This is a genomic window from Cyclobacterium qasimii M12-11B (assembly GCF_000427295.1).
In the GTDB taxonomy this organism is placed as follows: domain Bacteria; phylum Bacteroidota; class Bacteroidia; order Cytophagales; family Cyclobacteriaceae; genus Cyclobacterium; species Cyclobacterium qasimii.
On the sequence record NZ_ATNM01000200.1, the window covers coordinates 1 to 20,810 of the forward strand.

The 20,810-nt window shown below is 39.3% G+C and carries 18 protein-coding genes and 2 pseudogenes; 11 read left to right on the plus strand and 9 right to left on the minus strand.

The window, feature by feature from the left end; genetic code table 11:
* A partial coding sequence (locus ADICYQ_RS25085; protein WP_040418171.1) for a toxin-antitoxin system YwqK family antitoxin occupies nt 1-666 on the plus strand: 666 nt, incomplete at its 5' end.
* Here the strand turns inward: ADICYQ_RS25085 and ADICYQ_RS25090 are convergent.
* Nucleotides 660-1,016, minus strand: a complete 357-nt coding sequence (locus ADICYQ_RS25090) for a YraN family protein (RefSeq protein WP_020893925.1) — start codon at nt 1,014-1,016, stop codon at nt 660-662. The genes ADICYQ_RS25085 and ADICYQ_RS25090 overlap by 7 nt on opposite strands.
* A 41-nt stretch (nt 1,017-1,057) precedes the next feature.
* Here ADICYQ_RS25090 and lipB point away from each other — a divergent pair, with 41 nt between their 5' ends.
* The 6 genes and pseudogenes from lipB (at nt 1,058) to ADICYQ_RS25120 (ending at nt 6,787) form a co-directional block, all read left to right on the plus strand.
* A complete protein-coding gene (gene lipB, locus ADICYQ_RS25095; protein ID WP_040418173.1) occupies nt 1,058-1,792 on the plus strand; it encodes a lipoyl(octanoyl) transferase LipB in 735 nt (244 codons plus the stop codon).
* Nucleotides 1,789-2,190 (plus strand): hypothetical protein, encoded by a 402-nt coding sequence (locus ADICYQ_RS25100; protein ID WP_020893927.1) that lies wholly within the window; start codon nt 1,789-1,791, stop codon nt 2,188-2,190. Before lipB ends, ADICYQ_RS25100 begins: the two co-directional genes overlap by 4 nt.
* A gap of 5 nt (nt 2,191-2,195) precedes the next feature.
* Complete coding sequence (locus ADICYQ_RS25105; protein ID WP_020893928.1) at nt 2,196-2,930, plus strand: 3'-5' exonuclease; 735 nt, start codon at nt 2,196-2,198, stop codon at nt 2,928-2,930.
* A gap of 70 nt (nt 2,931-3,000) precedes the next feature.
* A pseudogene (rnr, locus tag ADICYQ_RS25110) lies at nt 3,001-5,177 on the plus strand (ribonuclease R).
* Nucleotides 5,167-6,153 carry a polyprenyl synthetase family protein gene (locus ADICYQ_RS25115; protein WP_020893931.1) on the plus strand — a complete coding sequence of 329 codons (987 nt, stop codon included), beginning with the start codon at nt 5,167-5,169 and terminating at the stop codon, nt 6,151-6,153. The pseudogene rnr and the gene ADICYQ_RS25115 overlap by 11 nt, the downstream one beginning before the upstream one ends.
* A gap of 4 nt (nt 6,154-6,157) precedes the next feature.
* On the plus strand, nt 6,158-6,787 hold the full coding sequence (locus ADICYQ_RS25120; protein ID WP_020893932.1) for a rhomboid family intramembrane serine protease: 630 nt from the start codon (nt 6,158-6,160) through the stop codon (nt 6,785-6,787).
* Between the two features lie 15 nt (nt 6,788-6,802).
* On the opposite strand, the gene hpf is transcribed toward ADICYQ_RS25120, so the two are convergent.
* The 3 genes from hpf to rplU all read right to left on the minus strand — a co-directional run bounded on the left by hpf (nt 6,803) and on the right by rplU (nt 7,846).
* Nucleotides 6,803-7,111, minus strand: coding sequence for a ribosome hibernation-promoting factor, HPF/YfiA family (gene hpf / locus ADICYQ_RS25125; protein WP_040418175.1), 309 nt, complete (start codon nt 7,109-7,111; stop codon nt 6,803-6,805).
* 128 nt (nt 7,112-7,239) lie between these two features.
* Entirely contained in the window at nt 7,240-7,500 is a 261-nt protein-coding gene (gene rpmA, locus ADICYQ_RS25130; RefSeq protein WP_020893934.1) for a 50S ribosomal protein L27, read from the minus strand.
* Between the two features lie 34 nt (nt 7,501-7,534).
* Nucleotides 7,535-7,846, minus strand: coding sequence for a 50S ribosomal protein L21 (gene rplU, locus ADICYQ_RS25135; RefSeq protein WP_040418177.1), 312 nt, complete (start codon nt 7,844-7,846; stop codon nt 7,535-7,537).
* A 591-nt stretch (nt 7,847-8,437) separates the two neighbouring features.
* Here rplU and ADICYQ_RS25140 point away from each other — a divergent pair.
* Complete coding sequence (locus ADICYQ_RS25140) at nt 8,438-9,418, plus strand: ribonucleotide-diphosphate reductase subunit beta (RefSeq protein ID WP_020893936.1); 981 nt, start codon at nt 8,438-8,440, stop codon at nt 9,416-9,418.
* A 30-nt stretch (nt 9,419-9,448) separates the two neighbouring features.
* Nucleotides 9,449-11,847: pseudogene (locus ADICYQ_RS25145) on the plus strand (ribonucleoside-diphosphate reductase subunit alpha).
* A gap of 91 nt (nt 11,848-11,938) precedes the next feature.
* On the opposite strand, the gene ADICYQ_RS25150 reads toward ADICYQ_RS25145, so the two are convergent.
* From ADICYQ_RS25150 to ADICYQ_RS25160, 4 genes are all read right to left on the minus strand, one after another.
* Nucleotides 11,939-13,723, minus strand: coding sequence for an alpha-L-rhamnosidase-related protein (locus ADICYQ_RS25150; protein ID WP_051160360.1), 1,785 nt, complete (start codon nt 13,721-13,723; stop codon nt 11,939-11,941).
* 109 nt (nt 13,724-13,832) lie between these two features.
* The gene (locus tag ADICYQ_RS25155) at nt 13,833-14,744 is read right to left on the minus strand and encodes a DUF922 domain-containing protein (RefSeq protein WP_020893940.1); all 912 of its coding nucleotides are present in this window, start codon (nt 14,742-14,744) and stop codon (nt 13,833-13,835) included.
* A complete protein-coding gene (locus ADICYQ_RS26455; protein WP_152520531.1) occupies nt 14,729-14,959 on the minus strand; it encodes a hypothetical protein in 231 nt (76 codons plus the stop codon). Before ADICYQ_RS26455 ends, ADICYQ_RS25155 begins: the two co-directional genes overlap by 16 nt.
* Nucleotides 14,960-15,108: 149 nt before the next feature.
* Entirely contained in the window at nt 15,109-15,450 is a 342-nt protein-coding gene (locus ADICYQ_RS25160) for a TfoX/Sxy family protein (RefSeq protein ID WP_020893942.1), read from the minus strand.
* Between the two features lie 296 nt (nt 15,451-15,746).
* On the opposite strand from ADICYQ_RS25160, the gene ADICYQ_RS25165 reads away from it, so the two are divergent.
* On the plus strand, nt 15,747-17,735 hold the full coding sequence (locus tag ADICYQ_RS25165) for a beta-galactosidase (RefSeq protein ID WP_020893943.1): 1,989 nt from the start codon (nt 15,747-15,749) through the stop codon (nt 17,733-17,735).
* A 212-nt stretch (nt 17,736-17,947) separates the two neighbouring features.
* Complete coding sequence (locus tag ADICYQ_RS25170; RefSeq protein WP_040418178.1) at nt 17,948-19,189, plus strand: outer membrane protein assembly factor BamB family protein; 1,242 nt, start codon at nt 17,948-17,950, stop codon at nt 19,187-19,189.
* Nucleotides 19,190-19,783: 594 nt separating this feature from the next.
* Here ADICYQ_RS25170 and ADICYQ_RS25175 read toward each other — a convergent pair.
* On the minus strand, nt 19,784-20,416 hold the full coding sequence (locus ADICYQ_RS25175; protein ID WP_020893947.1) for a hypothetical protein: 633 nt from the start codon (nt 20,414-20,416) through the stop codon (nt 19,784-19,786).
* Nucleotides 20,417-20,810: the final 394 nt, after the last annotated feature.

A 20,810-nucleotide genomic window follows, 5' to 3' on the forward strand; every position in this document is an offset into this window, starting at 1 on the left:
GAAGAAGAAGAAAAAAAGAAGAATTTTCACTTTGGCGAAAAAACCAGTAAAGGGTTAATAAAAAATAGCTTTAGGGACCAAGTAACTTATCAGTACTTTAATTATACCTCTAAAAATAAAAAAATAGACCCCTATATCAGAGACATATTTTGGTACGACAGTAAAAACAAAGCGATCAAAACTGGGAATTTCAATCCATCTCAAGGCTATTTGTTGCATGGCCCTTATGAAAAGCGAATTGGGGAGAATGTAGTTGAAACAGGTATGTACTTTTATGGTACAAAACATGGCAGATGGATGAGTTTCGATGCTAAAAACATCCTAATAGACAAGAGGAAATATTCAGAAGGATGGCCAAAAGCTTCAAGGATCACCTATTACAATCGGGGCGATCGAAAAATAGAAAAGTTGACTCCTATTGAATACGATTTGGAGGAGGGCAATTTTTTCCATTTTTATCCTGATGGACAAGTGGCTGTCGCTGGGGAATATAAATTTGGTGAGCGAATAGGAATATGGACAGAATATTGGCCCAGAGAAAATGACAAGACGGTAAAAAAGCGTGAAATTCAATATCAGAACGAAGCTTTAAACAATGTCTTCAAACCCTATATCAGGGGTGAATGGGACAAAGAAGGAAATCTAATTTACAGCCACGTTCAATAAAAGGCATCCTCAAAGTGTTTGAAGGCTATCGCCCCTGATTTGTCCTGATACACACCGACAATATCAAATCGGATATCTTTCTTCCAGTCTTTCTCGTATATATAATTGTCAGCTGCTCTAATTATCAATTGTCTTTTTCGAAAATCCACAAACTCTTCAGCATAACCAAAGCCAGTTCCGCTGCGGAATTTAACTTCAACAAACACCAATATCCCTCTTCTCTCGAAAATAAGATCTATTTCTGCATGCTTGTACCTGTAATTGGCCGTAACAAAAACATAACCGTTTGCTATCAACCAATCTTTGGCTAGTTGTTCAGCCTTCGTTCCTTTGTCATTGTGTTCAGCCATTGTATGATATTGACTATATTTGAAAAAAACTATTGCATAAGGTGAATCAATTTATAAATAAAAAAGTTATTTTCCGGGATTTAGGCACCAAAAATTACCAGGAATCCTGGGATTATCAGGAGAAATTGTTTGCTCAAACAGTTGAGGTTAAGATCTCTAACCGAAAAGCAGCCCCTGATAAGGAGCAAATCACCGACAACTACCTATTGTTTGTAGAGCACCCGCATGTTTACACCTTAGGGAAAAGTGGTAAATCGGAAAATCTTCTTTTAGATGAAGCTGGATTAAAACAATATGCGGCGAGTTATTACCCTATCAACCGTGGTGGAGACATAACCTATCATGGCCCAGGCCAACTTGTCGGTTACCCTATTCTTGATTTGGATAACTTTTTTACAGATATTCACAAATACCTTCGTTTCCTAGAGGAAGCGGTAATTGCCACCCTTGAAGACTATGGAATAGCGGCAGGTAGGATAGCAGGTTTAACAGGAGTATGGATAGATCATATTGAACAAAAAAACCCTAGAAAAATCTGTGCCTTAGGTGTGAAATCAAGTAGGTGGGTAACCATGCATGGTTTTGCATTCAATGTAAATACTGACCTCAGCTACTTCAATCATATTATTCCTTGCGGGATAAGCGACAAAGCGGTCACTTCGATGCAATTGGAACTTGGAAAAGAAGTACTTCTTTCAGAAGTAAAGGATAGGGTAAAGTTTCATATTGGCCGATTATTCGAAATGGAGCTATTGATAAGTGAAGAACAAAAATGAAAAAAGATATAAAATTCCACCCTGTGACTGGGGTAAAAATGGCCATCGTGAAAGAAGGTAATGCAACAGATGAAAGCTGGGCTGTATACCTTATCAATAAGAACCTTATTGAATTGGAAACCTTAATGATCACGGCAAAGGGCTACGGACATTTAGCTGGAGAACCAAAGAAAACCTCTGTCATGCGACACATGATAGAAAGATTAGAAGCAACTAGTATCGCCAGAGTAGAAGCAATTGACCCAGCTCTATTTCTTTTAAACAATGAGTTTTGGGTTAGTTATTATATTCTGGATCAAATATTTGACAAAAAGTTTATATTTGTAGCAGGCAGTGTTCAGGAAAAACACATGACGTACATCCCTGAACTGGACATGCATGGCATCTTACATACCTAAAGCTTATGGCCGATTTTTTCGAACATCTGAATGACATCCTTTTCCTGGACATTGAGACCATCTCCGGAGCGGAAAATCTTGAAAGTTTACCACTTAGAATGCAAGACGAGTGGAAGAAAAAGGCCCTGCAATTACAAAGAACTGACGAAAGGGAAGCAGATGAACTCTATTTTGAAAAGGCCGGTATCTACGCAGAGTTCGGTAAAATCATTTGTATCGGAGTAGGTTATTTTACCTATAAAAAAGAGGAAGACGAGCTTATCTACCGGACCAAATCCTATGCAGGATTAACGGAACATGAAACTTTACTGGAGTTCCGAGACCTGCTAGAAAAAAGGGATTGGATGCTTTGTGCCCACAATGGCAAGGAATTTGACATCCCTTATATCTGCAGAAGAATGCTTATCAACAAACTTCCACTTCCTGAAGTATTGCAGCTTTCAGGAAAGAAGCCCTGGGAAATAAGGCATCTTGACACTTTAGAATTGTGGAAATTTGGGGATTATAAACATTACACCCGATTGGATTTGCTAGCGACAATCTTTGACATCCCCAGCTCAAAGGAAGGCATAGACGGCAGCATGGTCAACACCGTTTATTACAAAGAAGATGATCTCGATAATATTCGCAAATACTGCCTACGAGATGTAGAGGTTACGGCCAGGATTTATCTTGCCTACCAAGGTTTGCCCGGAGACTTAACATTCGAAATTATCAATTTAGACACAGCTGCAGAATAAACATCACAACATAAGGAAGGCCAATATTTTAGAATAAATATCCTTACCTTTATAATTACATTATATTTTTATGGGAAGAAATTCAGGAAGAAAAAAATCAGGATTTAAAAGCAAGGGCAAAACGTCCACAGATTTAGAACAACTAAAATTCAAATTAGCGCAATTTTTTGACAATAATTTCGGCGAAGCTTTCGCAGAAAAACAACTCATCAAAAAACTAGTACTGCGGGATGCAGCTACCAAAAAACTTTTAAGCCCATCCCTTCAGGCATTAGTTAAAGAAGGCAGGATAAGCTGTAACCCTAGAAACCTTTACTCCTCAGCAGCAGACCCTGATTTCATTATAGGAGAAGTGGATTTCGTCAATGCCAGATTTGCATTCGTGATTCCAAATGATCACGCAAAGAAAGAAGACGATATCATGGTCAAAGAAGCAGATTTAAAATCTGCACTTGATGGTGACAAGGTTAGGGTAATGATCCTACCAAAGAGAGGAAGAGGAAACCGTAGAGAAGGAAAGGTTCTGGAAATTTTAGAACGAAGCAGAGATGAATTTGTAGGGCGAATAGAAATCTCCCCTCGATTTGCCTTTGTTGTCCCTGACTTTAAAAAGATGCATCACGACATCTTTGTAAAGAAATCTGATCTCGAAGGTGCGCAACATAACCAAAAGGTAGTTGTAAAGCTTACTGATTGGAGTGAAGGAGATAAAAACCCTACAGGAAAAATTATCCATGTTTTGGGAAAAGCCGGTGACCATGAAGTAGAAATACATTCAATCATGGCTGAATTCGGACTTCCATTTGATTACCCAGAAGAGATCGAGGCTGAAGCTGAGACCATTTCTGACAGCATCCCAGAAGCCGAAATTAAAAAAGAAAAGACTTTAGAAACGTAGATACTTTCACCATTGACCCGGCAGATGCCAAGGATTTTGATGATGCCATCTCCTTCCGCTATTTGGATAATGGCAACATGGAAATAGGGGTACATATTGCTGATGTAACGCATTATGTAACGCCCAAATCTTTGATGGAAAAAGAAGCCTATGACAGGGCTACTTCTGTTTACCTGGTAGACAGGACCATTCCAATGCTTCCTGAACGGCTCAGTAACGGACTGTGCTCTTTGCGTCCTAATGAGGACAAGCTCACCTTCTCATGTGTATTTGAGATAACGGACCAGGCAGAAGTCAAGGATTTTTGGATAGGCCGAACGGTTATCCATTCCAACAGACGCTTTAGCTACGAAGAGGCGCAGGAAAACATGGATGCAGAAGCGGGAGAATATGCCAAAGATTTATTAAAAATAAATTCCTTGGCCAAATTGCTCCGAAGTGCAAGGTTTAAAAAAGGAGCCATCAACTTTGAGACAGTTGAGGTAAAATTCAAATTGGATGAAACTGGAACGCCTGTAGGACTCATCATCAAAGAGCGAAAGGATGTTCACAAGTTGATCGAAGAATTTATGCTGTTGGCTAACAAAACGGTCGCAACTTATATTTACAATAAAAACAAAGGCAAAAGTACTTTCGTCTACAGGGTTCACGATTATCCAGACCTTGAAAAACTGGCCACATTTGCCAGTTTCGCGACGAAATTTGGCCATGAAATCAAATTCATGGACGAAAAGAAAGTGTCCAATAGCCTGAACAAACTGATGGAAGAGATAGTTGGTAAGCCAGAACAAAATATCCTGGAACAACTAGCCATTAGAAGTATGGCAAAGGCAAAGTATACTACAGAGCCTAAGCAACATTTCGGTCTTGCATTTGATCATTATACACATTTCACTTCTCCTATCAGAAGGTATCCTGATATGATGGTACATAGGCTTCTTCAACATTACCTGGATGGTGGCAAACCACCAGAGAATCAGGCATGGGAAGAAAAGTGTCTGCATTCATCAGAGCGTGAGAAGAGAGCTGCTGATGCAGAAAGAGCCAGCATCAAATACAAGCAGGTTGAATACATGAAACTTGCTGAAGACAAAGATTACGCTGGCATAGTTACAGGAGTTACTGAGTGGGGTGTGTATGTAGAGATTTCTGAGACCAAATGTGAAGGCATGGTCAAGGTTCAGGATTTGACAGATGATTACTACGACTTTGACAATAAAAACATGCGGCTGATAGGTGCCAAAAACAAAAAAATGATAACCTTAGGTGATAAGGTACAGGTTAGAGTAACACGTACCGATATCGATAGAAGAACGATAGATTTGGAATTTGTAAGCAATGATAAATGACAACCAGCTCGAGGAAATTAAAACTACCCTTGAGCAACACATTCAAGCACTAGACTTAAAGGGGAAACCTTCCGAACTGTACGATCCGATAACCTACCTGATGGGTTTAGGAGGAAAAAGAATAAGACCACTGTTAACTTTACTTGCTTACAATTTGTACAAGGAAGATTACCAAAAGGTACTTTCCCCAGCAGCAGGCATAGAAGTTTTTCACAACTTCACACTCATGCATGATGACATCATGGACAACGCACCACTGCGTAGAGGAAAGGCAACCGTCCATGAAAAATGGGACGACAATACTGCTATTCTATCGGGCGATGTGATGTTGGTGAAAGCCTATCATTTATTCTTGTCTATAGCACCTGAGCACCTAAAAGAAAGCCTTCAGTTATTTAGTAAGACGGCAGCTGAAGTTTGCGAAGGGCAGCAATTGGACATGAATTATGAAAAAAGGGAATTCGTTAGCGAAGCCGAATACCTAAATATGATACGTTTAAAAACTGCTGTTTTGCTTGGCTTTTCCTTACAGTTGGGAGCAGTATTGGCTGGCGCATCGAAGGAGGATGCTTCTCATCTATATGATTTTGGAATGAACATAGGGATAGCCTTTCAACTAAAAGACGATCTACTCGACGTATATGCCGACAAAGAGAAATTTGGCAAGCAGGTCGGAGGGGATATTTTGGCCAATAAGAAAACCTACCTTTTGGTTAAAGCCAACGAACTGGCCACAGGTCCAGCATCTGAAAGTCTAAAGAAATGGCTTAATGCAGAAGCCTATAATCCTGAAGAGAAAGTCAAAGCTGTAACAGCTTTATATGACGAACTTAAAATCAAGGAAAAAACAATGGAGCTAATGGATGATTATTTCGAAAAAGGCTTCAACCAGTTATCAAGCCTTCAAGTGAAAAATACTAACGGTTTACAACTCCTTCAAAACCTAACACACAACCTAGCCAATAGGGAAAAATAAAAACATGGAATTATCATTGACATTAATAATAATCATCATCACTTGTCTTATTTCTTATTATGGCTGGAAAAACCCTGAATTTATAAACAAACAATTGTTCACCCCTTACCTTATCAAAAGAGAGGGAAGCTACGGCCGGTTTCTGTTTTCTGGCTTCATTCACAAGGACGGTACCCACCTCTTGTTCAACATGTTCACCTTTTATTTCTTTGGAAATGTAGTAGAGTCGTACCTCACTTATGTGTTTGGATTTGAAATGGGTCTAATTGCCTATTTGGCTTTTTACCTTTTAGCCATCGTGATTGCGGATATCCCTACGTACCTTAAAGAACAGGACAATCCTTCCTACCATGCTTTAGGTGCCTCGGGCGGTACTTCAGCTACTGTCTTTGCAAGTATTATTTTGATGCCTCTTTCTGACATTTGCATCTTTGGCATATTTTGCCTGCCAGGTTTCATATTGGGAATACTCTTTTTAGGCTATGCTTTTTACAAAGGCCGAACTGGAGGAGACAATATCAACCATGATGCGCATTTCTATGGTGCCGTATTCGGAATAGTAGTGATCGTATTAATTTCCCCTGAGAATGGATTGCAATTCTGGGAACAAATAAAAAGCTTCAGCCTTTTTTAAGACTGAAGCTTTTTATTATTTAGCTTTCTTCAACTGCCTGACCAACTTGTCCACCACTTCTTTAAGAAGAGGGATCCAATGTTCTCCTTTTTCTTCGGCAAATACATCCGGACCAGGTATTCCTACACGCATCCCTACGACGCTCGCAGCATTCCCTCCACTTCCTTCTGTTTTGAAATACACATCAACAGCATTGATGTTTTGGGTGAATTTCGAGAGCTTGTCTATGGACGACCTTATTTCTTCTTGTACCGCAGCATTGATTTCAATATTAACTGACTGTACATCAATTTTAATTCCTTTGTAGTTTTCTGTGAAGTTCATTTTCAAAAATAGTTTAACTCCATCAATCCGGAGTAGTGAAAGTTAATACTACGAATATCTTAAAACTGAGGAACAAAAAAAAGGTCATCCGTTAGAATGACCTTTAAATAATTAATTTCTTAGTAAGCTTATGCTTCTGCTGGAATCACTCCTACAAAAGATCTGCCATCGTGCTTTTTAGTGAAAGCAACTTTACCAGGGACCAAAGCAAAGATTGTATGGTCTTTACCCAATCCAACATTTACGCCAGGATGGTGCTTAGTACCTCTTTGTCTTACGATGATATTACCAGCAATAACTGATTCACCACCAAATTTCTTTACACCAAGTCTCTTACTTTCAGACTCTCTACCGTTTCTAGAACTACCTACACCTTTCTTATGTGCCATAACTTATTATTATTTAAGGTTGCAACCCGAAGGATTACAGTGTGATATTTTCGATTACTATTTTCGTAAATTGTTGACGGTGACCGTTTTTCTTTTTGTAACCTTTTCTTCTTTTCTTTTTGAAGACGATTACTTTGTCACCTTTTACATGCTCAAGGATTTTCCCTGATACCTTAGCGCCTGATAATAATGGCGCCCCTATCGATACAGTGCCATTGTCATCTGCCAAAAGCACTTGATCGAATTCTACGGAAGCGTCAACTTCGCCTTGCATTTTTGGTGCAAAGATTTGTTGATCTTTTGTTACTTTGAACTGCTTACCGGAAATGTTAACTATTGCGTACATAATGGTTTGATATAATTCAATTATCAAAATGAGGTGCAAAGATAAGAAAATATACCATATAGATAAAATAAATACTCAATATTAATTTAAGTTTCTGCTCTTTAAGCTCAAATATTTAGGCAATTAATGCCGGTTAACACCAATTAAATGTATCCAAACACCAATTATAGTATTAAAAACCAGCAATTCGGCTTTATAAGATTGATTGACAGTAATTTAGAAACCATTCAAAGCTAGCATTCAGAGCAGTAATTTGACCAAGGGTCAAAAAAATAGCCATTTTAGGTCATTTTTAAATATTTGAAAATTAATTGAAAAAAGTTAACCTTGCATATTTAGTCCATTTAGATTAAATCTTTACTTTACATAGATGATATTAATATACTGTTTTTAAGACATTTAGGTCCTATTGACCGTCATTCAACTTTTTAAGGTTTTTGGCAGAATCGGGCTTTACTTTTTCATTTTTCTTGCCCATATTTGTTAAGTCATTGTTACCAATTCAGTCTAAAAGCCTTTTGTCTAGACAGTAAGAAGAAATACGGTACGGGCTAGCAATTAATATTTATTCAGATTAAACCATTTCTACTAATGAAGTCAGAGCCAATATTAGAACAGGGAGATAACAGTCGATTTGTTTTGTTCCCCATCCAACATGATGACATTTGGGAATATTACAAAATGGCCGAAGCAAGCTTTTGGACAGCGGAAGAGATAGATTTAGGGCAAGACCTTAATGATTGGAAAAGCTTAAGTGATGGAGAGCGTCATTTTATATCACATGTTCTGGCATTCTTTGCTGCAAGTGATGGAATTGTTAATGAAAATCTAGCTGAAAACTTTGTAGCAGAAGTACAATACACAGAGGCAAAGTTTTTTTATGGTTTCCAGATAACCATGGAAAACATTCACAGTGAGACCTACAGTCTATTAATAGACACTTATATAAAGAATGCAGAAGAACGAGACCACCTGTTCAATGCCATAGAACATATGGACTGCGTGAAAAAGAAAGCTGAGTGGGCTTTACGCTGGATTGACAAAGGCAATTTCATGGAGCGATTGGTCGCTTTTGCTGCAGTTGAAGGAATATTCTTTTCCGGATCATTTTGCTCAATATTCTGGTTGAAGAAAAGAGGTTTGATGCCTGGATTGACTTTTTCCAATGAATTAATCTCAAGAGATGAAGGTTTGCATTGCGATTTCGCATGTCACCTTTACACCAAACACCTGGTCAATCAACTACCACAGGAACAGGTGTTAGAAATTATCAAGGATGCGGTAGAAATTGAAAAAGAATTCGTGACAGACGCATTGCCTGTAAGACTTATTGGTATGAATTCTGAATTGATGTGCCAATACATCGAATTTGTGGCAGACAGATTGCTACTTGAATTGGGATGTTCTAAAGTATGGAACAGCAAGAACCCGTTTGATTTTATGGACATGATTTCTTTAGAAGGAAAAACCAACTTCTTCGAAAAGCGTGTTGGAGATTATCAAAAAGCCGGGGTAATGAAAAATAAAGACGAGCCTTCCTCAGATAAATTTTCTGTTGAAGAGGACTTTTAATCATTTTTTAACCATTAATTATCAGTTGTTATGTTAGTAATAAAAAGAGACGGTAGACGAGAATCTGTCAGATTTGACAAAATCACAACCCGAATAGAAAATCTTTGCTATGAGTTGGATGCGCGTTACATCCACCCCATTGAGATCGCTAAAAAAGTGATTGATGGGCTCTATGATGGTGTTACAACCACAGAGCTGGACAATCTCGCCGCAGAGGTTTGCGCTTCTTTAACCGTGAAGCATCCAGAATACGCCATTCTTGCTGCAAGAATCTCCATATCAAATCTTCATAAGACTACAAGTCAGTCGTTTTCCAATACAATGAAACGACTGTATACCTATATCAATCCAATAACAAATGAGAACGCAGCACTGATTGCTCCAGATGTTTACGGGATTATCAAAAAACATGCTGCCAAACTAGACCAGGTAATTGAATACTCTAGAGATTTTGATTATGATTTCTTTGGTTTCAAAACCTTGGAAAGAAGTTACCTTATCAAACTAGATGGTAAAGTAGTGGAAAGACCACAACACATGCTTATGCGGGTGTCTGTAGGTATCCACAAAGAAGACATAGATGCGGCTATTGAAACCTACCACCTATTGTCTCAAAAATGGTTTACGCACGCTACTCCTACCCTCTTTAATGCTGGCACACCTAAGCCACAATTGTCCTCTTGTTTCTTACTTACAATGAAAGACGACAGTATTGATGGGATATATGATACTTTAAAGCAATGTGCTAAAATCTCCCAATCAGCTGGAGGCATCGGTCTTTCTATTCACAATGTGAGAGCCAAAGGCTCCTACATACGAGGAACCAATGGTGTATCTAACGGTATAGTACCGATGTTGAGAAACTTTGACATGACCGCAAGGTATGTGGATCAAGGTGGTGGAAAAAGAAAAGGTAGTTTTGCTATTTATTTGGAACCATGGCATGCAGACATTAAGGATTTCCTTGATCTCAAGAAAAATCATGGTAAAGACGAACTCCGTGCGAGAGATTTATTCTACGCAGTTTGGGCTTCTGATTTATTCATGAAAAGGGTAGAAGCCAATGAAGAATGGTCTCTATTCTGCCCTCATGAAGCACCAGGTCTTGCCGATTGTTATGGCGAAGAGTTTGAGAGACTTTATGAAAAATACGAAAAAGAAGGACGTGCTCGTGAAGTAATAAAAGCACAAGAGCTTTGGTTTGAGATCTTGGAATCACAAATCGAAACAGGTACCCCTTATATTTTGTATAAGGATGCCGCCAATAGCAAATCCAACCAAAAAACCTTGGAACCATCAAGTCATCCAACTTGTGTACTGAGATTATGGAGTACACCTCACCAGATGAGGTAGCCGTATGTAATCTTGCTTCACTTGCTCTTCCTAAGTTTATATCTATAGGTAAGGATGGAAAAAAATATTTTGATCACGAGAAGCTTTACGAAGTCACCAAGGTAGTTACCAGAAACCTTAACAAGGTTATTGATGTCAATTATTATCCTGTTCCTGAAGCCAGAAAATCTAACTTTAGACACAGACCAGTTGGATTAGGGATTCAAGGATTGGCCGATACTTTCATCCTTTTGAGGATGCCTTTCGATTCACCAGAAGCCAAAGGGCTCAATGAAGACATCTTTGAAACCATCTATTTTGCTTCAATGGAGACCTCCATGGAACTGGCGAAAATCAATGGTACATACGAGACTTATGAAGGATCTCCAGTATCTAAAGGTTTATTCCAGTTTGATATGTGGGGTGTAACGCCAAAATCAGGTCGCTGGAACTGGAAAGAACTCAAAGAGAAAGTAAATAAGTATGGGGTAAGGAATTCACTTTTGGTAGCTCCTATGCCTACAGCCTCTACTTCTCAAATTCTTGGTAACAATGAGTGTTTCGAACCATATACTACTAATATATATACGAGAAGAACTTTATCTGGAGAATTTGTTGTGGTAAACAAGCACCTGATGAAAGACTTGATCAGATTAGGTATTTGGACTGACGGAATGAAAAACAGGCTTATCGCTGCCAATGGCTCGATTCAAAACATGCCTGACATTCCTCAAAACTTGAAAGACCTTTACAAAACGGTTTGGGAGATTTCACAAAAAGTGATCATTGATTTGGCTGCTGACAGAGGTGCTTACGTATGTCAGTCTCAAAGCATGAACCTCTTCTTGCAAGAGCCTAATTTCGGGAAATTAACATCCATGCATTTCTACGCCTGGAAAAAAGGATTGAAAACAGGTATCTATTACCTACGTTCTAAAGCAGCTAGTAGTGCGATTCAGTTTACAGTGGACAAATCTCAATTGAACGGTGACAAGCCTGATACAGCAATTGAAGATGTGGACAGCAAAAAACTACAACAAGAGGCCATTATTTGCTCCCTGGATAATCCAGATGAGTGTGAAGCTTGTGGTAGTTGATCCACAAATATAAGATTGCATAAAAAAAGCAACTGTCCTTAGGGCAGTTGCTTTTTTTGCTTTTAGTAAGGTCAAGAAATAAAAACTTACCTCATTTAGAATACACAATATTGACATTTTCCGGCCCCGATACCTTTGTCTTAACGGAACCGTCTCCTTGTTTTTCATGCCTGATATACAACAATCCATCAGGCGTAGGAAAGGTGCCTTCCACCCAATCCAAATCACCCAAATGTGGATCAATAAGTATGGTCTTTGATCCTGATTCCAATACATGAACACCTAGGACATGCTTAGTCAGCCAGGCGGTAGGGCCAGATGCCCAGCCATGACTTAGGTTATGGCGTAGCTTATCATAGCTATACCCTCCATAACTCGCATGAACATCAACTTTATCATCAGGCACGAAATCATCTATTCTGGCAGCATTCTCCAACCAATCAATATTGAAATCCTCCCAAAAAGTAGTGGCTCCCAAATCCATCATCGCACCCCAATATTCCCGAATATTCTCAATTGCTCCTTGATAATCTCCTGCCTTGGCCTTGGCTTCCAGCATATAATAACCATAGAAAGTAGAGAAATCTGCTACGCCATCTTTAGCTATCACCTGGCGATTGGCTTTGGTTGGATCCATTATTCCTGTCAGGGACATTAAAGAAGCCGCTTGTTTTGATCCAGCATGATCAGGGCGGTAGGTTCTTAATTTAGCGGCCATTTCTCTGGCTTCTTTGGCCATTTCCGGATTGTCTAATACCGTATATATTTCTTCAGAAGCATCAAAAGCCCAAATCAACATGGACTGCAATCCTGCATGAATGGCTTCAGGGTTTTCACTTGATGGCCAATCCAGAAAACGGGTACCATCTAATTTTTCTTTATTGCCTTCTACCCTACTTGCCATGTGCCGGGTAAGTAGTTTTAAATAGTTTTCTTGTTCCTTCAAATAAGTTTTATCCCCATAGTGCAAGTACCAGTCTCGATGGATAATGATCCACCACATTGAATAGGTACTGATTCCATTCATCCATTCAGGCATAGGGGTAATGTCACGGATCAGATCAAGGCTTTTAGGCACTACTTCATTGTACCCAAAGACCGCACTGATCGTGGAAACCTCAGGATGCAAATCTCCTACCCACACCAATCGATCTCTTTTAATCCCGTCCCAAAGGTACTCTTGCATGTTCATGTGAACCGTATACGCACCAATGTCCCAAATCTTATTCAAACGTTCATCATTGCTCTTAAAACTTCCCAAATAAGGAATGTCTCTGTAAACCAATATGGCATTGGCTTCCTTTAGCAGCAACTCTTTATTGGGATCCACCAGATCAATACGTGCATACCTGAATCCCGAGTTCCCAATTTCGAGTTTTCCAAGCCATGGCAAAGACACGATGAAATCACGCATGGCATGGTCATTTGTAGCACCATGGATGGTGTCAATAGAAGACATCGCTTCAGTTACTGACTCTCCCAATCTTATTCGCACACGCACGGGATCTTTTGATCCTATCATGCCCGTTACCAATTGTATCCCTCCATGTAGGTTGACACCAAAATCCAACAGGATACCAGGTTTTTCTGTCTCAGTACTTTTCATGACCAAAAAACCCTGCTTATTGGTGAGAATGGCCTGCCCTATTGGTTGGTTCAGAAGATGATTTTCATTTTTTATAAGACCAGTATTTTCAGTGGATTTCCAGAAAATCTTTACTGGAGCAATGTATTTCCGTGTCCGGGAATCATCGGCTACTTTGTAATCCCTGCCATTGTTAAAAGCGGGCGGAAGTTGGGCAAATGCATTGGAACACGTTGCCAGAAATAGGATTACAGAAAAAACTGGCATTACAGCCCTTTGCATGAAACTCATTTGGATAGTCATTTTGGTTAATAAGCCAAGATAAAATTATTTAAACAAACTCCTGTCCTGTGGGTACCTGCTCAACGTGAAATTATTGTGACACAATTTTTCAAGCAGATTAATCAACTCCTAATTCATGTAATTCGGTGTCAATTTTTTTGTTCCACCTTTCCTGAGCTGAGGCATTGGTTCCATGTGAAGTTTGCCCATCATAGGCTTCCTGCATCCGGTTCATTTCTCTAAACGCTTCCAGGTAATGAAAGGAAATCTTTCGTTCATAGTTACTCGGATCTAGATCCATATTCTGAAGGGTGTTTTTAAGCCGCTCGATAATTATTTTAGCGATATCAAAATGCCTTTGTTCATGATTTAAACCATAGCTGCTATTGGAAGACCTTACCCAGGAAGAACTCTTTAACATATAGGTTTTAAACACCAAATCCACAATCAAAACGCCATTTTCTACGCTACTACTCGACTCATAGCCTATACTTGCGAAAATAGATGCTGCATATTTATTGAAACTTGGTCTCCCTGTAAAATCTTTCCAGGTTAGTGGTCTGGCTGTGGAATAAAATACAGTATCACTCTCGCTCAGTCTGGCATAATCCCTCATTTTCAATCTAACCGATTGTGCCAGCAGATTGTTATTGGACGCATCCTTCTCTATCCAATCATCAAAATATTCCATGGCCAAATTCACTGACCGCCTTAAGTAAGGCTCCAATAGGTGAAACTGTCTTACTCCTCTCTGGTAACTTATCCCACCTTGAAAACCCAACAAATCAAACAATTCCCCGTCTCTTTCCAAAGCAAAAGTGAAGTCCAGGTGAATGTCTCCTTCTACCAGGCCATTCCTAGCGTCCTTAAGGTTTTCTATTATTTTGACATCTTTGATTTTGATCACTACAGCCCGAAGATTTTTACTGCTGGGATAAGCTCCCAGAATATACTGTTCCAAGGCGGCAATGGTTCCTCCTTCAAGGTTTACGGTTAGCAGATTACTGCCACTTGCTACATCCGGAACCAAAATGCAGTAGGGTTAAGGTCCTTTCTCTCATCTATAACTTTTGAGATATAATATTCATCAGGGCTAAAAACCTGAGAAACCACCTTTAACGGTATTGGGTCCAGGCTAACTTTTTGAGAGAAAACATTCCCTATAGGCAACACTATTCCCAGCACAACAATGAGTGGGGGAATAAAGTAGAAAAAAAATCCTTGATGGAATGTTGAAGGTATCATTAGAAAATCAGCTATAGTATCTTTAACCCCTTTGCCCCCCCTTGGGTTCTCGCCAAAGCAAGAAAAATAACGAAAAAAAACATAAATTAGTTGTACACTTTTACCTTCAACGCAAAGCCACAATCACCGAATCTAACTACTGCCTACCGCTATTTTTTTGAGGATTTGGCTTTGTCATTAAAGTCCAGACAAAGGTCAATCCAATAAGCCATTTCCCTTTTTGAAGTGATCGCCTCAGCACTCACATAACAATAACCTTTGTACACCCTTCCTTTCATCACCATGGATTGGAACCCATTTACTTCAGCCACCTGCTCCAATAATTCAGGATCAAACCTACACATGAGCTTTGTGCCACTTACATTCACACACATTTTTTCATTGACCATAAAGGCCAGGCCTCCAAACATCGCTTTTTCTTCTACTTCCAATTGACCTGCCTCAAATAGATATTCCCGAACCCTATCTGCAAGCCCTTCATCATATGCCATTATTAAATTGTTTAGATGAAACTAAAAATACCAAATAAAAACTGCTATTGGTATAGTCTGTGAAAGGAATTTTGAATGGCTTGCCAAAGTAATAAGGTTATCATCAACTAAAATATTTTTTGCAGTATACCAATAAGCGAAATTTTTTGAAGGGAAAATCTAGAATTGCATGGCTATTACAGTTACTTTTAAAGATAATTGTCTCAAGAAAGGAAAACCATACGCTCCAGAATGACTGTTTGATTTGAAGTAATGAGGCATTTTAAAATTGACCAGCGACATACCCCATCCTTTTCATGATAAAAGACCCAAATACATTGACCCAAAACTTTCAAGGATTACACCTTTTAATTTTCCTACTCTTTCTTCTCCCCATAGCTCATCCAGTAAGCGCCCAAATAAAATCGGAAGTTCATTGGGAAAACGGAAGCCCTTCTTTGATTATTGATGGAGAGCATTACCCTCCTTTTGCCTATATGTCCTATTTGGGAGAGGAAGAATACTATCAAGAAATCGCTGCTACAGGCCTACATCTTTACAATCTTCCGGCCTACTTGGGAGAAGGAGGAATTAATACCATCTCAGGCATTGGTGCTTTTAGAAATTCAATATGGAAAGGTGAAAATGATTATGACTTCTCAAGCATAGAAATAGATTTTGAAAAAATTCTTAATGCTGATCCAAAAGCCAAGGTAGTCATCCGTTTCTATCTGGATCCTCCTCGCTGGTGGACTTTAGCAAATCCCTCTGCAGCAGCACAATTGCCGGATGGCACATTGTTCCGCCAAAGTTTTGCTTCAGAGGAGTGGCGAGAAAAAACAAAAGTCGCTTTTCAGGATTGCCTGGATTGGTTGCTAAAATCAAAATACCGGAATAATCTGGCGGGAATTCATGTGGCAAGTGGTTTAACCGAAGAATGGTTTTACCATCCTAAACAGTACCAGGACCAAAACCCTGTCCGATTGAAAGCTTTCCGTGATTGGTTAAAGAATAAATATGTTTCTATACCAGCACTAAGAACAGCCTGGAATAATTCATCGGTCACTTTTGACAACGCTCAATTGACAAACATAGATGAACCTGTCAATAAAATTGAATGGAGAGACCCTAATAAAGACCAAAACTACATCGACACCTATCGCTTTCATACTGAGGTCATGGTGGACAATATTGCCTATTTCTGTAAAATAGTCAAAGAGAAAAGTGAAGGCAAATTGTTAACGGGGGCATTTTATGGCTACCACTATTTTGTCTCAGACCCGAGGAGAGGTCATGGTTCGCTGGCAAAGCTGTTGGATTGCCCAGACCTGGATTACTTGTCCAGCCCAAATGTTTACAACCGGGCCATTGGGGAAGACTGGCCTCCTATGGTGGCGGTGAACTCGGTTCACAAGCATGGCAAGCTTTGGTTGGCTGAAAACGATACACGGACTTCCATAACAACCCTTCTAAAAGACCGCTCTCAGGGAATAGCCCCTCCTGGCCAATATGAAAGTGGGGTTTGGCTCGGTCCTAAAGACCATGATGCCTCTGTCTCATTGCTATGGAAAAATGCAGCAAGAATGCTTGCCTATGGCTATGGGGGCTGGTGGTTTGACATGTGGGGAGGTTGGTTCAGTGATCCTGAAATGCTTCAGGTACTGGAAAAGACCCAGCAATTTCACCAGGACTACCCGTCTGAAAATCCAGAAAAAATGAAGCCTTCTGTATTGGTAATTGTCGATGAAGAACTTTCATTTTGGGACAAGAGTTATGGCAGGCTAGCAGAGCAAATATTGTCTAACCGATATCCAATAGCCAAAACTGGAAGTTCCTATGACCTTTATCTAAGGACAGATTTACAAGAGATTAGCGACAGTCAATACCAGGTAATCTGGCTTATGGGATTGCTTCAATTGACCGATGAAGAAACTTCAAAGATCAAGAAATGGCAAGCCATGGGAAAAACGGTCTTGTGGACAAACGATAAAGGAACAACCCTCAACCACCCAGGAGAGGAAGCCAAATTCTTACCTGAAAAATTAAAATGGAACCCTTCAGAGCTGAAGGAAATCTGGTCAGATGCTGGTGTTCACCAATACATAACTACGGAAGATATCTGTTATGTGGGAAGAAATTGGCTAAGCTTACATTCCCTGGAGGGTGGAGAAAAAACCATCCGCCTCCCCTATTATGCACAGGTAATTGACCCATTAACAAACAAGGTCTTGTCAGATTCCACCAAGCAAATCAATATAAAGATGGACGCAAAATCAACGGTTATCTTCCGGGTTAAACCTTTGTAAACTGCCCTACCGTTCGACATCCTTGATCCACATTGGCATTAAATATTTCACCTGGTTACAATTGTAAATCAAGGTTTAGGTAATTTTTGACCTATAATTGCATAGGCTTTTTTACAATTGCCTTTATTTAACCCGTTGTTTGTCTGAATTTTAGGGTCAATTTTTATAATTTGCAGACATAACCCTATTTCGGCCTTAAAATAAAAACCGACATGAAACATTTGTTACGCACTTTCTTGCCCTTATTCTTAGTACTAATTTTCCAATTTTGTATTTCTCCCGAAGACACAAAAAAGATAATAGATGACGAAGAGGAGGAAGAAGAGGAAGAGGTAGTATTGGAAGATCCCACAGACCTGCCATTTACAGTTAACTGGTCCATCAACAAGGAAGGTGATGAAATTGGAGGCTCCTTTTCCCCTTTTTTACATGTAGGTGAAACCGACCTTTACCTATACAGTCCCTATGGTGGAAAGGGAATTGTATCGTTGAACAAAACCAATCAGGAAACCAACTGGAACATTAATAAAGAAAGTATAGGAGGCCCCTTTAGCATGAAAACAATTGGAGACCACCTTTGGGCCATGACCTATGACATCAACAAGCCAACGGTAATCAAAGTGGATCCTTCTGACGGCAATGTGCTTTTTGAAAAGCCTGCCGGAACATTTCCATCAGGACAAGTAAACGGCACCTGGTTTGGTTTAAGAAAACAGCAAACATCCCTATACAAGGTAAGTTTGGAAACAGGCAATGACGAAATCGCATGTCAGGAGTTATTAGTAGACAATATTAGAAATTTCCTTTTCAAAGATGACAAGCTGGTGCTGATGGTGGTACGTGGAGGTAGAAATTTGCTTTCCATAGATCCAAATACTTGTTATGAATACTGGGAGGTTTTCAATTATGACGAGCCCAACTTTGGTCACCTCAACTATTATTCCTTTGCCGTGGATCTAGGAGGCAAAATTCTAAGTGTAAGCCTTGACAATTTCATATTGCGTTCACCCATTACAGGAGAAGCAGAATGGAAATATCCGGAAGGTTTCAATAACAACACCCTCGACTTGACGCACATGCTTCACCTGGAGAGCAAGAAGTCTTTGATTTACCATGACAATGAATCCGGAAAAGTGGTGGCCATCAACTGGCCTTCCCATTCCAAAACATGGGAATCTCAGATTCAGAATAGGGATGTTGGGCAGTTATTTCTTGTCAAAGACAGGCTCTTTCTTTATACAAAAAACAACTTTCTCTATGAAATCAATGTAGAAAATGGTCAGACCATCTCAGAAAGAGAGATAAAGGAGCTTTATCCTTTCGACACTTCAATCATTCCCTTTTCCATCAATCGTTTAGAAGATTATTTTGGTGAAAGGTATTTCAAAATTTATGGAGATGAAATCTATTATACCACCGAACAAAGCCTTTTGGTTTCGGCCAGGTTGAATTAACATTAATCTGACGCGTTCCCTTCGGCAAGCTCAGGGGACGCCTCAGATCAGTTTTTCCGGCAAAATGCTCTCTTTGTCTACTATTGAAAATTGTTTTATTAAATTTTGTAGATTTCAGTTTATACTTGTAATAATTAATACAACGGAAACGAAAGAAGTCTGAAGGACTTCAACCACAATAACCACGGGTGAAATCCGTGGAAAGAATAAGAAAGAAGAACGATTTTGGCGGTATTGTTGCTTTTTTTTCTGCAACAATACTGACAAAATCTCCTCCTAAGTTCGCTAGTCTTCCTTACTTTTTCAGAACCTTAGAGTTCCAACAAACGGCTACTCGTTTTTGATTTCTATCCATGAAAATTGTTACATCTTAGAATTACAGAAGAACCCCGGCAGGGGTGATATTTTTGTAGCCGCGGGTGACAACCCGCGGATAGGTATTTGAACGTCAATTGATTTTGGCGGTATTGTTACTTTTTTTTCTTGCAACAATGCTGACAAAATCTTAACGTCTCTCAAATCCGAACCAAACAAAAACCCCACAACAAATCAACATTTGTTGTGGGGTTTCCTATTTCTGAAAGTGAAAGAAATTTATTTTTCTTCCAACAATACTTCTGCATGTACAGCTACTTCGCTCCATGTTTTGCTCACACCGTCTTTACCAGTATGTAAAGCTTCACAAGCCTTATTGATAGAAGCAACAGCATCTAAAGCATCCCAGTTTTCCAAGTCCATTACCCCGTCAAAGATGAATTGGGTATCATTCACAGTAGAATACTCCAAAGGAATGTTTTGTGTAGATCCATTCAAGGTTACATCAATGGAACATTTGTTTCCACCTTCTACTTTAAACACACCTGAGATCAGCTCCGTATTTTCCATAACACCGAAGAAAAATTCCAGGATTTTAGGGTCTCTTGTTCCCGTAGCATCGTTGGTAAATAAGCTACTTACAGGAATGCTAAACTCAGTACCGTTCATGGCTTCAAGAGCAGTTGCTCCTTCACCGAAATTGGTGATATTAATTTTGGTGAATTGTCCACCTACAGGTGCTTTGTCTGTGGTCTTGTAAGCCACAAAGCTAACTTTAGTAGAATCTTCTACCAAAGTAAAGTTGCTTTCAGCAACAGCCTCGGTTTCAGTTTCAGCGCTTTTATTGGCATTGTTACAACTAAAATTAGCAAGCAACAAAAGGCTTAAGGCAATTAGTTTTAAGTTTTTCATGGTTCTTTTATTTTAAAAATCTTACCAAATTTAAACATATTATAGACGCAATTAAAACCTATAGCCAAATCATTTTAATTATACCTTAAAGTTGATTTTTTTTAACTCTTTAAAGGAGGTCAATAATTATAAAATCCCTTGCTGAGTTGAAGGGTGGTATCTTGTTAATACCTAAATAATATTCTAAAATGGAATGATCCCATAATATTACTACGCCCTTCCAGGGCCTTTAAGGTTTCGTTTTCGTCGATTGTGGATGGGCTACACCCATCCCTATTATACGCCGCCCCGTCAGGGCTTGATTTTTATAGTTATCTATTTCCTAGCCCTGAAAGGGCGATATATATCAGCACAGGGTGTCAGCCCTGTGATTAAGTGCAATCCCCAACCTCCT